The organism is Paracoccus alkanivorans (genome assembly GCF_003697785.1).
Classification (GTDB): domain Bacteria; phylum Pseudomonadota; class Alphaproteobacteria; order Rhodobacterales; family Rhodobacteraceae; genus Paracoccus; species Paracoccus alkanivorans.
The window spans coordinates 542144-557733 of the sequence record NZ_QOKZ01000003.1; the positions used below are offsets into that span (position 1 = coordinate 542144).

Genomic DNA, 15590 nt, shown 5'->3' on the forward strand with positions numbered 1-15590 from the left:
TGCGCAGAACGGAGAATGTCATGCAAGTCATTGAAAATATTGGAGGTGGGTACCGGAATCGAACCGGTCTTCACGGATTTGCAATCCGGTGCGTAACCTCTCCGCCAACCCACCATAGACCTGCGTTCATTAGGTTTTATGCCATGCATCGTCAAGGGTGTTTTCCTTTCCCGCCCTGGCTCTGCCGCCCGATTTTCGCCCGCATCACTTTGTAGCAGGCACTGGGGACAAACCACGTTCCGGCAAAAAAAGTAAACGAATTGGGAATACTTCGAATGCTGCCGCGTAATCGATGCGGAACACGGCTCAAGGAGAACCGCCATGGAACGTGAATTCGAGACCCCTACCGCCGACAGTATCGTCGAGCGCATCAGTATCGCAACGCAGGCCGGGCCGCTTGCTGCATTTGTCATAAGGCCCCGTCGGATGGCCCCGTCGCGCCCGCTCGTCGTTTTGCACGGAATTTCACGTAACGCCCGAGCGCTGGTACGGCATTTCCGCGCCGAGGCCGAGCATAGCGGCCGCCTGATCGTTCTGCCGCATTTTACTATGGCGCACTGGCCGCATTTCCAGCGCCCCGGACATCCGGCACGTGCAGATCAGGCCCTTGTAGAGCTTTTGAACAGGCTGGCCGTTCGTTTTCCGGATTGCGCGGGCCGTGTGGACCTTGTCGGCCATTCCGGCGGGGCGCAACTTGCCCACCGCACCGCGATGCTTTACCCGCAACGCATTGCGCGGCTGAGCCTGGTCGCCGCCGGTTGGTATTGCCTGCCCGACATGTCCATGCCCTATCCTTACGGGCTGGGCGAAAGCGATGCCCGTGGTGCGGCACTCTGGATCCGGCGCAAGCAAGCCTGTCTTGCAGCCTATCTCGGGTTGGAAATCCGCGTCTACGTGGGCACCCGTGACACGCTGCGCGATCCCGCATTGCGCGTTTCCCCTGCCCTGGATGAACGGCAGGGCCGCAATCGTCATGACCGGGCCCGGAGCTATGTCGAAGCCGTGCGCGCAGCCGCCTTCAGTCAGGGGAAAGTCGCGGACATCGCCCTGATAGAGCTACCGGGCTGCGGCCATGATTTCGAGCAGGCTATCACCGAGGTCGGGCTGGCGCGGATAGTGACCGAAACCCCAGACATGACGCTGGTTCTTGCTGCAGCCGGATGAGACCGGCGCATCCCATCTTTCAAGGAGAAACCACATGACGATTTCATTCGAAGCCCAGCTTGCGAGTGCCAAATGGACCTTTTCCACGCGCCGGGTAGATCGCACAATGGCAGCTGGCATGGATACGGCATTCGCGAAAGCCCGGCCCGGTGACCTGATACTGGCGCATGTTTCCGAGATCGGGCAGCACAGGCGGGTGCAGCTTTCATCGGGACGTCATTCGGACATTTATCCCGGCGACGCAGTCGTCCTTGCCTGCGGTGCCCGCTATGCACCCGATCAATTCGAAGGATTTGCCGAAATCCTGCCCGAAGGTGCCGATCTTCTGGCAGGCGGCGGCTGCATCGGGCGGATGGTGGCGCGAAACGAGCGCATCAAGTCCGCGACACGCCTCATCCCGGCGGGGCGGCTCTTGCGGGCGGATGGCGCGGCCCTGAACCTGGATGAGTTTTCAGTGCGGGTATCGGCGCGTGGCGATCGGATCCCGGTGATCGCCGTGTTTGGCACCGCAATGAACTCGGGCAAGACGGTGGCGACGGCACAGCTTGCCCTGGGATTGCGGCGCGCGGGATGGCGGGTGGCCGCGCTCAAGGGCACCGGCACGGGCGCATTCGGGGATTTCAACGAATATCAGGATACCGGCGCGCATGTGGTCGCCGATTTCACCGATGCCGGCATGGTTTCCACCTATCGCGAGCCGCTCGAACGCATCCGCGCCGGGATAGACAGGTTGCTGGCGCATGCTGAGGATGCGGGCTGCGAGATTGCCGTACTCGAAATAGCCGATGGTCTGTTTCAGCGCGAAACGGCGCAGCTTTTGGCTGACCCGGCTTTTCAGCGGCGCATTTCCGGGCTTGTCTTTGCCTGTGGCGATGCGGTCGCCGCTGCGGGCGGTGTCGCCGAAATGCGGCGCCGTGGCGTCGTGCCGGATGCCCTGACCGGTATGCTGAGCTGCTCTCCGATGGCTTCAGCCGAGGCGCGCGAGGCGACCGGTATTCCGGTGCTTGGAAAGAACGATCTCTCCGATCCGGCGGAGGCCAACGCCTTCGCTCTCCGGGCCGGGGCGGAATGGTGGAGCGCGGCCTGATGGCACTGCCTGGATTGCTGTCGAATGGTCGCCGGAGGGGGTTGCTGACCGTCAGCGCGCTGACGCTTGCCCAAGGCGCCGCCGCCGGTGCCGCCGCCTTTGCCACGCGCGGGCTGTTCGAGGCATTGCACGGTGCCGCGCCTCTTCCGGCAGCCTTGCTGGTCACGCTGGCGGCTTCCGGCCTGGTGATAGCTGTGACGCGTGTTTCGGCACGCGTCACGGGTGAGTGGCTGGGACAGTCCTATGCGCGCGATATCCGCCTTGCGCTGTTCGAACATACGGCGGGAATGGCGGCAAGCGATGTCGCCAGGCGTCGCAACGGTTATATGAGCCTGCGTTTCGTGGGGGATATGACGGCGTTTCGCAACTGGATCGGGCTGGGGCTTCCCCGACTTGTGGCAGGCGCGATCCTTATCCCGCTGACGCTTGCTGTGCTCTGGTCGCTGGCTCCGGTCTTCGCGTGGCTGACATTGCCGCTGGTTATTCTGGCGCTTGTTTCGATCGGTCTTGGCGGATTGCGCTTGCAACCGTTGCACCGGCGGTTGCGCGCGCGCCGCGCCCGGATCGCGGTCGACATGGCCGAGCGCATGCCGCTTGCGCCTGAACTCGACAGGCTGGGGAGACGGCGCATAGAGATGGGGCAGCTCGATCACCGGATCGGCCGCATGGTCCGGGCCGCCGTCGCGCGGCTCCGGCTGGCCGAGGCGCTGAAGGCGATTCCCGACGCGATCGCGGGTTTGGCCGCGATGCTCATCATCCTCGGCGGGTTTCGCACCGGAGCGAGCCCCGGCGTGATTGCGGGCGGGCTTGCGGCGTTCGGGCTGCTGATCTCGCCCATGCGCGACCTGGCGACGGTGTGGAACCTGCACTCGGCCTGGCGCTCGGCCGCGATCAAGGCGGATGCGGCGCTGTCCCGACAGCAGCGCGAGGCCTATACGGACAGGTGTTCGCTTCCCAAAGGGGCGGCGGCAATCGCCATCTCGGATCTCGCCTTGCCTTCGGGCGGGCGGCTCAACCTCGAGCTGGCGGCGGCAAGCGTCGTCGGGACAGAACTGAACGAGAGAGATTCAACATTTCTTTTCAGTGTATTGAATGGCCTTGAAAAGGTGCCGGAAGATGCTGTCACTCTCTCGGGTATATGTCTTAGACGGCTTAGCCGCGGCAGCTTGCGGCGAAGCGTCGTGACCATCGGTGCCAGACCCCCGATCCTTCTGGGGTCGTTCCGCCGGGCTTTGACCCTGGGCGTGTCGCAGCGCATGGACGATGCGGATCTAGAGGCGCTCGCCAGGGAATCCGGGCTGACGGATGCGCTGTCCCGTCTAGGGGGGCTGGACGGCAAGCTGTCCGAGGGGGGACGGAACCTGTTGTTTTCCGAGCGTGCGCTGGTCAGCCTGGTGCGGGCGAAACAGTTGAAACCCCGACTGATCCTGGTGGAAAGCCAGATCGCCGCGTTGGAGGTCGAGGCGCGCAACCGCATCATGGACTGGACTGCTCGCAGCGGCGCGACGGTTCTTTTCCAGCGGGGCGTTATGCCTGGCCTCTCACAGGCAGCATAGCGCCGGGTCACGTGGGCAGAGTGTGATCAGCTCACGCCCCGCCGCGGATCTCCGGTTCCAGTTCTTGTTCACGCAAAGCTGCTTGCTGTCGGTCGAAGCACCGCTGTTCGAACAGGTCCGCCGGCGCCGGGCAGCGTTTCCGACCGCTGCGGGACGCAGATCGTTTCAGCAACCAATAGCGCTTATTCACCCAGGGAACTGAGCGCCGCACGTTCCGACTCTTCCGACATCGGCGCGCTGGCCCCTGAACTGCTCAGATAGGCATCGAGTATCTCAAGTGACGACGCCGGAACATATTCCCCGCCGCTGGCCGCGCCTGCATCCATCGCGAAACGCAACTTCCAGTTTCCGGCTTCGTTGCAGGCGACGGATACGGTCCGGCTACCGCTTGTGCCGATCAGTTCGTATTCGCGGCAGAACTCACCCGAGGCAAGCTCGAAGGAGGCCACCGGGGTCATTGAAACCTCTCCCGGGATGCTCGCGGTCTCGCCCGAGGGCAGGGAGGACAGCTTCTCGGCAATCGCGGGATCAAGCTGCGTCACCTGAACCGGGCCGGTTGATCCGGATCCCGGCTGCTGACCCAGCCAGTAACCGCCGCCGATCCCGATCGCGAGCGCGATACTGGCCGCGATCGCACCGGACCAGATAGCGGAACGCCGTGGCCTGTTGCGGCGCGCTTGCAGATCCACGACCTGCCCGCCATTCCCGCTGGAACGCGCAAGCTGAGCCCGGATACGGGCATGCGATTCCACAGGCGGCGCCATGCGGTTTCGCTCGGCAGCCGCCATCGACAGGACCTCGCCCGTCCGCCTGAAAACCGAGATACGTGCGGCAATATCGGGATCGGACTCGGCCTTCGCCGCGATCCTGGCAGCCTCGTCAGGTGCGAGTTCGCCATCCGAATAAGCCATCAGGATCTCGTCGGAATACTCCTCGGTCGTCATCTTTGTTTCTCCGCTTCCGAGACGTATAACGATTCACGCATCACTTTATTCCAAGTTTTTTCGCCAGCCCCAAACGTGCCCTGGCAAGACGACTCATCACAGTGCCGCGCGGGACATCAAGTATTTCCGCGATCTCGGCGTAGGACATTTCTTCATAGCAAAAAAGGATCAGGACCTCGCGCTGCTCCTCGGGCATTTCCTCCAATACGCGTTCGACCGCGTTCAGCATCAGCCGAGCCTCGGTGACTTTTTCGCCATCCGCCCCGGCAGGATCGATATCCGAACCGATTTCGATCTCGGTGCCTCGCGTGGCGCCGCGGCGCGTCATGTCGATCCAGGCATTGCGCAGGATCCGGAAGACCCAGGGTTCGATCCGTGTCTCCGGATCGAAGCGGTTTCGGGCTTCGAGCGCCCGGATTACCGATACTTGCACAAGATCCTCTGCGATATCATGCTTGCGGCAGAGCGACAGCGCAAAGCGATGAAGATTCGGCAGGATCGCGATCAGGCGATCCTCGAACCGATCAATGGGCGGCATGAGCGGCTCTCCGGTGAGGCGAAAGGCTGCATGATTTTTGAATGGCTGGAATATTTCCCCGCTTGTTACGTAAACCACAGAGCAAGTGCACCCGAAAGGAGTCAACCATGACCATACGCGATATCCTGCTGATCTCTGTGGCTTCCGTAGGGCTGCTGATGCTCCCGCCTGTCTTTTCCGGGCCGGGTGGCCTGGCCGGCTTTGCCTGGGCCGACGATGATGGCGGCGACGGTGACGGAGGGGATGGGGGCGACAGCGACGGCGGAGATGATGGCGGTGACGACGACGGGGGCGACGACGATGGAGGCGACGCGGACGGGGCGGATAACGATGACGGGGACGACGGTGACAGTGACGATGATGACGGCCCGGATAATGATTTCAGCAGGGATGATGACGACGACGACGACGATGACGATTCCGTTGGCCGGTCGCAAGGCCGAACCGGTGGAAACGGCGGCGATGACAACGGGGATGACGATCGGGAGGAAAGGCGGGCAGGCTCGCTCAGAACCGCATCGCCACCGCCTACGCCACGCTTGTTGGCGGCGCGTGACGAAATCGTTGCGCTCGCTCTGAGTGACGCCGATCTCGCTGCCCTGCGGGCGCAGGGTTATGACGTGATCGAGGAATACAGGATCGGTGCCGTGGACGAGACCGCCCGCCGGCTTGCCGTTCCAAGAGGGACCACGCTTGAACAGGCGCGTGACGCGGTGCGGGCGCTCGATACGGGTGCGGATGCCGATCTCAATCACTATTACCGCACCAATACCGGCTTTCCCGAGGATTGCAGCGGGCTCGAATGCCCCGCGCGCACGAAATTCGGTTGGACACTCCCGGAAAACCGGCAGGGCTCCTGCGGCGACGGCATAACGGTCGGCATGGTCGATACCGGTATCAATATTGATCATCCGACTTTCCGGGACGCGAATCTGGTGATCGAAAGGCTTTCCGACAGCACGCCGCCCAAGGAGGGGCTTCAGCATGGAACGGCAATCGCCTCCTTGCTTGTCGGTGCTCCGGGGACGCGGTCGCCGGGACTTGTGCCAGGGGCGAAACTGGTCGCTGTCGATGCCTTCCATCAACGCCATGGCGATGAGCGCGCCGATGTCTTCTCGCTGATCGAGGCGCTCGACCTGCTTGTCGCTGACGGGGTTCAAGTCATCAACCTGAGTCTCGCGGGGCCACGGAATACCGCGCTTGAGGAGTTTGTTTCCTATCTTGTCAACGAACGCGACATCGTGCTGGTGGCTGCTGCCGGCAATGCCGGGCCACGGTCCGATCCTCTTTACCCGGCAGCGTTCGAGGATGTCATCGCCGTGACCGCGATTGACCGCGAGCATCAGGTTTACCGGCGGGCCGTTCAGGGAGAGCATATAGATCTGGCCGCACCGGGAGTTGCGATATGGGCGGCCGCTTCGGTGGACGGCGCGCGGTGGCAGACCGGGACTTCATTCGCGGTGCCCTTCGTCAGCGCTGCCGCCGCCATGTTGCGCGAGGCACGGCCGGAACTGACTGCGACTGAAATACGCGAAACACTTACGGAAACCGCCGAGGATCTCGGAGAGGCCGGAACTGATCCGGTTTATGGCGCGGGACTGGTTTCGCCGGAGAATCCCTGCATCGCCGTCCGGCAGGACATCTCGAGGAAAAGTGCCGGTGATGGCCCTGCCGACAGCGTCGCGCCTCATCCCGACGTCATGCAAAGATGAAATGGGATGAGACCTTTGGCAGATGCCCTGTCACAGTGGAAATGATTGCGGAACCGCGGTTCCGGACTGCCCGGCCCTATGAAGGGGCGGGCAATGCTTTCGATTTCCGGAACAGGATCATGTAGATTGCGAACACCGTCAATCCCAGAAAAAACAGGCTGTCGAGATTGGTCAGGAAAACCATCGGATTACCATCATTCAGTGACAGGGATCGGCGCAGATACTGTTCCAGATCGGGGCCCAGAATGAACCCGAGCAGCAAGGACACAGTCGAATAGTTCTGCTTGCGCATCACGAATGCCAGCACCCCGAAGATCAGCGCCAGGAACATCTGAAAGGTTGAATAGGTCGCGACATAACTGCCGACCAGCGCCACGACGGCAATGGAGCTGTAAAGCAAGCCCTTGGGAATCGAGACGATGCGCACGAAATAGGGGCCGAGCAGGTAAAGCGTAAGCGGGATCAGGACGAGGGCGCTGATGAATAGCGACGCAAGCATCGGTGCCAGCAGATCCGCCTGGTTTTCCAGAAGCCGTGGTCCCGGCTGCAGCCCGTTGATGACCAGCACGCCCAGCACGATTGCGGTGGTTGGGTCGCCCGGGATCCCGAACATCAGCATGGGTACGAAAGCGCCACCACACATGGAGTTATTGGCGGTTTCTGCTGCTGCGATTCCTTCGCGCGAGCCTTTGCCGTATTCCTTGGCTTTCTTCGATCCGCTGCGAGCAACCGCGTAGGATACGAAGGCCGCCATCGAGCCTCCGGCTCCGGGCAGTATGCCGATGCCATAGCCGATCAGGGCGCTGCGAATATAGGCGAACAGGCCAATTTCGCGGATTTCCGAGAGAGGGGGCATAAAATCGCGGCGGCGGATTTTCACATCTTTCACCTGCGCCAGGTTCTGTTCGAGCGAACTGTTCCAGTTCTGTGCCTGGATCAGCACTTCACTGACGGCGAATGCACCGATCACCAGCGGCATGATGTCGATACCTTCGACCAGCGTTTCGGTGCCGAAGTTGAAGCGGGGGATAGGTTGCAGCACATCGATCCCGACGGTGGCCAGCATGATGCCAAGGCAGGTTGCCGCCAGGCCCTTCGGGATGTTCTGCTTGTCGACGATGACGATTACAACCAGCGCGAATAGTACCAGCGAAAACTTCCCCGGTGTCCGTATCAGCAGCGACAGTTCCGCCGCCAGCGGCATGAATGCCATCAGCAGGACTGCTCCGATGCTGCCGCCGATCATGGAGCCAAGTGCCGCATGACCAAGGGCATTCGCGCCGAAGCCCTTTTTCATCAGCTTGTTGCCCTCGATCGCCGTCATCATCGAGGATGGGGCACCGGGAATGTTGATGGTCGTCGCGGTAATCGAGCCGGCATACATTCCGGCCATGAAGATCGACGCACACATGACCAGCGCCGGAACCACGTCGATCGTATAGGTGATCGGCAACAGAAGCGCGATGGCCAGGACCGAGGTCAGCCCGGGCATGGCGCCGAAAAACGTGCCGATCAGAAAACCCGAGATCATGAAGGCAAGGACCTTCCAATCGGCCAATGCGGCGAAGCCGCCGGATAATGTCAGGAACATTTCCATCAGATCACGTCTCCGATCAGGGCGGGCAGGCGCACTCCGAAAATGCCGGCGAACAGGCCGTAAAAGATCGCGGTGACGATTACCGCCTGAAGGATGAATATCAGCGGCTTGCGGGTGTTGAACTCGAAGATCCGAAACAGCACCATGACGAATAGAAGTGTCGACAGGGAATAGCCGACCGGCCGGAACATGACGATATATGCAGCGGTCGCGGCGATGACCAGCAAGGGTCGCAAAAGGCCGCTTTCGGGCTCATCCTCTTCATGGGGGTGACGCATTTCCTGAAAGATCACGATCAACAGGGTGAAATACATGCAGGCCGCGGCCAGCAGCGGCACGGTCCTGGGGCTGACCTCTCCATCACCCGTGAATTGGGTGCGGATGTCAAAGGCTGCCGCCGTATAGATGACAGTCAACAGGACGAGGAATAAGGGAAACAGTATTCCCGGCCGGAAAAATCTCCGCGATCCGCTCATGGCTTGCTCCTGAAGCTTCGGAATCTGAGGTCCTTCGGGCAAGTGCGGGGTTATACCGGACACTCGCCCGTGGCCGTCCCCGCTTATTTGGACAGAATGCCGGCCTCGACCAGTGCATCCATCTTGGTGAACAACGCCTGAGCGGTTTCATCGGACCATTGCGTTACCTCGTTCGCGCCAAGCCAGTCCGGCGTCACGCCAACTTCCTTGACCCAGCCCTGAAACTCTTCGCTGTCAAAGGCAGCCTTATAAGCGGTTTCAAGGGAGGTGATGGCATCATCCGGGGTGCCGGCAGGCGCGGCGAATACGATGAAACTGCCATTTTGCAGGTCGACCCCCTCCTCGGCGGCGGTTGGCACGTCATAGGTCGGGTTGCGGCTATTCGAGAATTCGACCACGCCACGCACCGTGCCATCCTCGATCAGATTGGCGAAATCACCCAGGCTGGTAAGGGCGATATCCACCTCATCGGACAGGATCGCCTCTTTCTGTGGTGCCGCACCGCCGGGATAGGAGACGATCTTGAACTCGGTGCCGGTCAGATCCTGTAACTGCAAAAGTGTCAGATGGACACGCCCGCCAAGATTCTGGACCGCAACCCGGACCTGCCCGGGTTCCGCCTTGGCAGCATCAACGATATCCTGCAGCGAATTGTAGTCGCTGGTCGCATCGACGATCAGTGCGTCGGGCTCGCTGGTGATGCGGGCGAAGAGCCTCAGTTTGTCCATCTTGTAGCTGGGCAACATGTTCTGCCAGGGCACGGTGACGATGCTGTCATAGGTAAGCGCGCCGATCGTGTAGCCGTCGGGCTTTGCGCTCATCACATCACCGACTCCGGTGGCGCTGACACCGCCTTCGATATTTTCCACATAGAGTGATGCGCCGTCGAGCTGCTGTTCCGCCAGGCTGGTAATCTTGCGCACGATGCCGTCGGTGCCTCCTCCGGCACCCCAAGGCACGACGACGCGGATATCACGCTCGGGAAAATCAGCCAATCCAGCTATCGGGGCGATGGCACCGGCCAGTATGGCAGCCGCAGCGATCAGGGTTCGTCCATGCATGTCGTGAGTCTCCTCCTATGGCGACGATTTGCCGCCCAAAAAATGCGCCACAAGAACCCCCCTTGTATGATCAGGCGCTTGTGCCGGCTCCTCATCCGGCGGCACGCAAGAAGCGGAAACGGGGAAGGCATCCTGTTGCGCTATGATCAACTAATACATTACTATATCAACCATGTCTACAACAACGAGCAGCCGGATTGCCGCAGAAGGTGCCGGCCAAGGAAAAACCCGGAGAGATTTCAGTGATATACGATCATCGCACCTATATTTGTCGGCCAGGCACGATCAGAAAACACATGAAACTGTATGAGGAACACGGCTGGAGCATTCAGCGCCGCCATCTTGGCGACCCCGTCCTATACGGTGCTGTCGAAACCGGTGATGTGAACTCTTATGTTCATATCTGGGTTTTCGAAAGTGCCGCCGATCGCACAGCGAAGCGTGCCGCGTTACAGGCAGATCCGGATTGGCAGGCCTATCTCGCCAAAAGCGCCGAGGCAGGCTATCTGATTAAACAGGAAAACAAAATCCTCGTCCCGGCACCGTTTTTCCAGAGTTGATTCCAAGCCCCGATTGCGGAAGGCGGCTATAACGCAGTGACTGGGGCGAAATATTCCTCATGGGCTGTGCGGAATTCCTCGACCCAGTCTGGCGGTTTGTAGAGGTGGTCGCGCATGGCGCCCATCGCTGCCAATTCGTCCTGCGTTTCGATTCCGCGCAGGATTGCCTCGTGACCGCTGATGATGCTCCGCAGTTTTTCGTCCGAGTGAACTTGCAGGCGTCTGACGCGATCGAGATGGCCCGAGCGGGAACGGATCAGGCCCCGTAGATTGTCATGTCCAAGGCTGGTGAACAGGAGGCTGTGGAAATGCTCGTCAAGTTCTTGAAACAGCCTGAGCTGGGTCCGATCCCTGGCCACCGCATCCTGCAGCTCGATAACCGACCGGCCCTGTTCCACCACATCTTTCGCGCCTTGCCGGGCCAGTTGACGAACCACCTCGGTTTCGAGCGCCACACGAAGCAGGGATGCTTCATGTATCTTTGGAATGTCGATCAAGGTCACCATCGTGCGCGATTGCGGAACGATCCGGACAAGATCGTCCTGCTCCAGTCGCTGCAGCGCATCGCGTAGCGGAGTTTGACTGACCTCGTATTTCGCCGCCAGCTCCGCACGAAGCAATCCTGTCCCGGGCGGAAGCTCAAGCGACAGGATACGCTGGCGAAGATCACCGTAGATCCGGGCAGATGCCGACGACCAGTCGCGTGGTAAGTTGAGCCGAACCAGATCCAGAGCTGCCTTCACCGAGGTATTCATTCCCGTTTCCCTGTCCCCTTCCACGCAACATGATTTGGACCTTACGATGATTGACCCGGGTGATAAACTAAAATATTAGTGTATATCGTGCCGATCATCTATCGGGCGATACTTGAACCAGGCGGCATGAATGTGAATGCCGTTTGTTTCACACCGCATGGCAAAGGAAGAATCCGCGCTGCGCATCTCTGACGCTCGACTGCAAAGCAGGTGCCGCAATTTGTACCAGACTCTCACGCTTACCCAATTCAAAGGAGTAACCTTCGATGCTTCACCCCACCGATCTTCAGAATCTCATTCGCAACGGCCTGCTTTCCTTCCCGGTCACACCGTTTGATGACGATGACCGCTTTGCCGCCGCGCCGTTCAAGGCGCATCTGGAGTGGCTGGGACAGTATGAGATCGCGGGGCTGATCGTCGCAGGCGGCACGGGCGAGATGTTCTCGCTCAGCCCCTCCGAGATCGTCGAGGTGGTGAGGGCCGCGCGCGAGGTTGCAGGCGACCGGCCGGTACTGGCCGGTTGCGGATATGGTGTGCGTATGGCGTGCGACCTGGCCCGCGAAATCGAGGCGGCTGGTGGCGACGGCATCCTTTTGCTGCCGCATTACCTGACGGAGGGCCCGCAGGAAGGTGTAGCCAACCGCGTCCGGGCAGTCTGCAAGTCCACCAATATGGGGGTCATCTTCTATAATCGCGGCCAGTCCCGGATCTCGGCGGCAACGCTCGCGCAACTGGCCGATGAGTGTCCGAACCTGATCGGCTTCAAAGACGGCACCGGCGATATCGACACTGTGCGCCGGGTCACCGCGATGCTGGGCGAGCGATTGTCCTATATCGGCGGCATGCCGACACATGAACTGTTCGCACAGGCTTACAAGGGTGCGGGCATGCCGACCTATTCCTCGGCAGTGTTCAACTTTGTGCCGGAAACTGCATTGGCCTTTCACAAGGCCCTGTCAGGCGGCGACGACGCGGCCTGCGAAAGAATACTGCGTGACTTTTATTACCCTTTCGCCGAAATTCGCGACCGCCAGCCGGGATATGCGGTTTCGGCGATCAAGGCTGGGGTGGCGCTGCGCGGATTCCAGTCCGGCCATGTGCGTGCGCCCCTGACCGACCTGACAGGAGAAGAACGCGAGATGCTACGGGCACTGATCGACGGGCGCAGGTGATCGCCATCGGATAGACGTTGCTTCCGGGCTGGTCAGGGGCGAGACCCAAGTGGGGTCTGGCCGGCCTGTGAAGGTATCGGGGCAGGTTCCCCTTATTCATCCGTCCCGTTGACAGCCTGACCTATCCGGATGGTTCCGACCTTACGGGGCGCGGCCGGCCTCGATCATGAGCTTACCCAGAGACGGCCGCCCGAGCGATGACGCATAGCCGCCGCGATTGTCGTGGCGGCATGAGTAATCCATTCGAATGCCCGCGCCTACGACTGGAACAGGAAAGCGCCCTCCTTTGCCTTATGCGGCGACGGGGTCGCTCTGATTTGCTCGTCCCGTTGACGAATTGCAGCATTCTTCGGGTCTTTCACTCATCTTTTCTCAATGACTGGCTCGTCAAGGCGGGCTGTATCAGTGAGCGCACAATCACCGCATTCTTCGGCGCCGTTTTGCCGGTGCAGGAATTCCGTGTGTGATTACTACTAATATATTTATTGAATGTTAGTTGTGGATTTGTTTATGTGTGCGGGCGAAATGGGAGGAACCTCACGTGTCAGAAACAGCTACTGATATCGGGCCCGCTGCAATGCCGGCGCGGCCTGCGACGCACACCGCTTCCGATGTCATGATCGCCGCTCGCCTGGAACGGCTGCCGATGACAGGGTATCAGCGGATGATATTCATGATCATCGCAACAGCCTGGCTATTCGATTCGATTGATCTGGGATCGCTTACCTTTCTTCTGGGATCGATCCGCACCGAGTTCGGCCTGACGACGGCGCAGGCTGGCCTGCTGTCCAGCATGAGTTTCATCGGCATGTTCCTGGGGGCCGCAATCGCGGGGATGGCTGCGGACCGTCTTGGACGAAAGCTGGTCTTCCAGATCAGCATGATATTCTGGGGGCTCGGCAGTGTCTGGTGTGCCTATGCGCCAACCGCAGAGATCCTCGGCTATGCCCGGTTTCTGCTGGGTTTCGGCATGGGTATGGAGTTTCCGGTGGCGCTGGCCATCGTATCGGAGTTCCTGCCAGCTTTGAAACGGGGGCGCTATCTCGCAATTCTGGAAGGGTTTTGGCCAATCGGATTCATTGTCGCGGGCCTGCTCAGCTTCTTCTTCCTGACATATTTCGACTGGCGCACGATGTTTCTCTTTCAGGCGGTGCCTGCCGTCTTCCTGTTCGTCATTCGGATCTTCGTACCCGAATCCCCGCGATGGCTGGCTGATCGCGGTAAACTGGACGAGGCAGAGAAGGTCATGGGCCAGATAGAGGCCAATGTCGCCAAGCGCCTGCCATCTGGCCAGAAACTCGCGGATCCCAAGCCGCTGCCCGCGCGAGCCCGCGGTGAGCGGAGGTTTTCGTTCCTTGAATTGTGGTCCAATGGCTATGCGGCCCGCACGATGATGATCTGGACAGTGTGGTTCTTTGCCTTGCTTGGCTATTACGGCCTGACGACATGGCTGAGCGCCCTGCTTCAGGAAGCGGGTCATAGCGTCAGCAAATCGGTGGTCTATACGATCACCATCTCTCTCGCCGGGGTTCCCGGTTTCATTGCAGCTGCGATTCTGCTTGACAGATGGGGGCGGAAACCGACCGCAGTTCTTATGCTGATCGGCTCGGCGGTTGCCGCCTATGCCTACGGAAACGCCGCCTCGACCACGATGCTGATCACCTGCGGATTGATCATGCAGTTCTTTCTGTTCGGGATGTGGTCCGTTCTTTACGCCTACACGCCCGAGCTTTATCCGACCCGCTCGCGTGCGACCGGGGCGGGATGTGCCTCCGCTATCGGCAGGGTGGGCTCATTGCTTGGACCCTATGTGATCGGGGTCGTCCTTCCTGTGCTGGGCAATAGCGGTGTCTTTGCGCTTGGGGCGGGTTCCTTTGTTCTCGCGGCTTTGGCCATCGGCCTGTTCGGCATCGAGACAAAAGGCAAATCACTGGAAGCGATTTCACATTAACCCGGGCCTGAATGCCTGTTCGCCAAGAGTTGGAACCTTGCCAGCAGGCGGGATCCGGGGATTGCCGAGCAATCAACCGGGAGCAAGATCGCTCGGCAATATCTCTTGCCCTGAAACCATGCATCCGAAGACAGCAGATCGCTCATATCTGCCGCTGTTGCGCTTGCATTAGAAATATTACTGATATATTAAAAATATGGAATCACTCGAGGAGGTCATCATGGAACTGCAAGACACGAGAATGACGGACCGTCAGCGGCAGTATCGCGCCAACTACAGGCAGCGGGTGGCAGGTTGGTACAACGGGTTCCTGCATATCGTGATCATCTACGCGATCGGCCTTACGGCGTTTTACATCTATGTCTCGAATCTCGATCAGGTGACGCTGCTTGAATGGCTGACCGTTCCGGTGGTCTTCCTGTTCTGCAATTTCTTCGAGTGGTGGCTGCATCTCTATGTCATGCACAGACCATCGAAGAATCCTATCGCGCGGGCCGTCTACAACCGGCATACGCTTCAGCATCATCAGTTCTTTACCGAAGCGGAAATGCGCTTCGCGGACCACAAGGACTATCGCGTCACCTTCTTTCCCCCTTACGCGCTGGCGGCTTTCACGCTGATGTCGATTCCGGGGGCCATCGTGCTGGGGAACCTGATCACGCCCAATGTCGGCTGGCTGTTCATCACCACGACCACCAGCATCTACATGATCTACGAGTTCATGCATTTCTGCTGCCATGTGGAAGAGAACTGGTTCGTCCGGAACATGCCCTTCATCAATACCAACCGTCGCCATCACACCGCCCATCACGACCAGTCCCTGATGATGGAGCGAAACATGAATCTGACCTTCCCGATCATGGACTGGCTGTTCGGCACATCCGATCTGGATCGCGGCCTGCTGGGGCATCTCTTCAATGGTTACGACACCAGTCATGTCCGGAAGGACATGCGCAAGACCTCGCGCAAGCCGGTGCAGGCGGCGGTGAGCCATCCGGGCGAATAACCTGCCCGGAA

General features: G+C 60.2%; 14 protein-coding genes and 1 tRNA gene. 8 read left to right on the top strand and 7 right to left on the bottom strand.

All coding sequences use genetic code 11. From position 1 onward, the window contains the following. Positions 1-40: 40 nt before the first annotated feature. A tRNA-Cys gene (locus C9E81_RS10780) sits at positions 41-114 on the bottom strand. A 207-nt stretch (positions 115-321) separates the two neighbouring features. Between C9E81_RS10780 and C9E81_RS10785 the strand changes: the two genes are divergently transcribed. Genes C9E81_RS10785 through C9E81_RS10795 form a run of 3 tightly spaced genes read left to right on the top strand, consistent with a single transcriptional unit; the run spans position 322 to position 3807 of the window. After that, entirely contained in the window at positions 322-1164 is an 843-nt protein-coding gene (locus C9E81_RS10785; RefSeq protein WP_122112314.1) for an alpha/beta hydrolase, read from the top strand. 34 nt (positions 1165-1198) lie between these two features. Then, on the top strand, positions 1199-2251 hold the full coding sequence (locus tag C9E81_RS10790; protein ID WP_122112315.1) for a P-loop NTPase family protein: 1053 nt from the start codon (positions 1199-1201) through the stop codon (positions 2249-2251). Beyond that, positions 2251-3807, top strand: coding sequence for an ABC transporter ATP-binding protein (locus C9E81_RS10795; protein WP_166461877.1), 1557 nt, complete (start codon positions 2251-2253; stop codon positions 3805-3807). The genes C9E81_RS10790 and C9E81_RS10795 overlap by 1 nt, the downstream gene beginning before the upstream one ends. 182 nt (positions 3808-3989) lie before the next feature. On the opposite strand, the gene C9E81_RS10800 is transcribed toward C9E81_RS10795, so the two are convergent. Then, positions 3990-4751: an anti-sigma factor family protein gene (locus C9E81_RS10800; protein ID WP_122112317.1), complete on the bottom strand. Its 762-nt coding sequence runs from the start codon at positions 4749-4751 to the stop codon at positions 3990-3992. Between the two features lie 40 nt (positions 4752-4791). Further along, positions 4792-5289, bottom strand: a complete 498-nt coding sequence (locus C9E81_RS10805; protein ID WP_122112318.1) for an RNA polymerase sigma factor — start codon at positions 5287-5289, stop codon at positions 4792-4794. Positions 5290-5396: 107 nt separating this feature from the next. Between C9E81_RS10805 and C9E81_RS10810 the strand changes: the two genes are divergently transcribed. Beyond that, the gene (locus C9E81_RS10810) at positions 5397-7001 is read left to right on the top strand and encodes a S8 family serine peptidase (RefSeq protein WP_122112319.1); all 1605 of its coding nucleotides are present in this window, start codon (positions 5397-5399) and stop codon (positions 6999-7001) included. Positions 7002-7077: 76 nt separating this feature from the next. On the opposite strand, the gene C9E81_RS10815 is transcribed toward C9E81_RS10810, so the two are convergent. The 3 genes from C9E81_RS10815 to C9E81_RS10825 all read right to left on the bottom strand — a co-directional run bounded on the left by C9E81_RS10815 (position 7078) and on the right by C9E81_RS10825 (position 10135). Continuing rightward, the gene (locus C9E81_RS10815) at positions 7078-8598 is read right to left on the bottom strand and encodes a tripartite tricarboxylate transporter permease (RefSeq protein WP_122112320.1); all 1521 of its coding nucleotides are present in this window, start codon (positions 8596-8598) and stop codon (positions 7078-7080) included. Then, the gene (locus tag C9E81_RS10820) at positions 8598-9074 is read right to left on the bottom strand and encodes a tripartite tricarboxylate transporter TctB family protein (protein ID WP_122112321.1); all 477 of its coding nucleotides are present in this window, start codon (positions 9072-9074) and stop codon (positions 8598-8600) included. The genes C9E81_RS10815 and C9E81_RS10820 overlap by 1 nt, the downstream gene beginning before the upstream one ends. A gap of 83 nt (positions 9075-9157) precedes the next feature. Continuing rightward, complete coding sequence (locus tag C9E81_RS10825) at positions 9158-10135, bottom strand: Bug family tripartite tricarboxylate transporter substrate binding protein (protein WP_122112322.1); 978 nt, start codon at positions 10133-10135, stop codon at positions 9158-9160. 197 nt (positions 10136-10332) lie between these two features. Here C9E81_RS10825 and C9E81_RS10830 point away from each other — a divergent pair, with 197 nt between their 5' ends. Further along, positions 10333-10695, top strand: coding sequence for an NIPSNAP family protein (locus C9E81_RS10830; protein ID WP_243698608.1), 363 nt, complete (start codon positions 10333-10335; stop codon positions 10693-10695). Between the two features lie 26 nt (positions 10696-10721). On the opposite strand, the gene C9E81_RS10835 is transcribed toward C9E81_RS10830, so the two are convergent. After that, positions 10722-11450 (bottom strand): GntR family transcriptional regulator, encoded by a 729-nt coding sequence (locus tag C9E81_RS10835; RefSeq protein WP_122112323.1) that lies wholly within the window; start codon positions 11448-11450, stop codon positions 10722-10724. A gap of 266 nt (positions 11451-11716) precedes the next feature. Between C9E81_RS10835 and C9E81_RS10840 the strand changes: the two genes are divergently transcribed. The 3 genes from C9E81_RS10840 to C9E81_RS10850 all read left to right on the top strand — a co-directional run bounded on the left by C9E81_RS10840 (position 11717) and on the right by C9E81_RS10850 (position 15579). Then, a complete protein-coding gene (locus C9E81_RS10840; RefSeq protein WP_122112324.1) occupies positions 11717-12622 on the top strand; it encodes a 5-dehydro-4-deoxyglucarate dehydratase in 906 nt (301 codons plus the stop codon). A gap of 673 nt (positions 12623-13295) precedes the next feature. Then, the gene (locus tag C9E81_RS10845; protein WP_208021150.1) at positions 13296-14573 is read left to right on the top strand and encodes an MFS transporter; all 1278 of its coding nucleotides are present in this window, start codon (positions 13296-13298) and stop codon (positions 14571-14573) included. Positions 14574-14793: 220 nt separating this feature from the next. Next, positions 14794-15579: a sterol desaturase family protein gene (locus tag C9E81_RS10850; RefSeq protein ID WP_122112433.1), complete on the top strand. Its 786-nt coding sequence runs from the start codon at positions 14794-14796 to the stop codon at positions 15577-15579. Positions 15580-15590 lie beyond the last annotated feature (11 nt).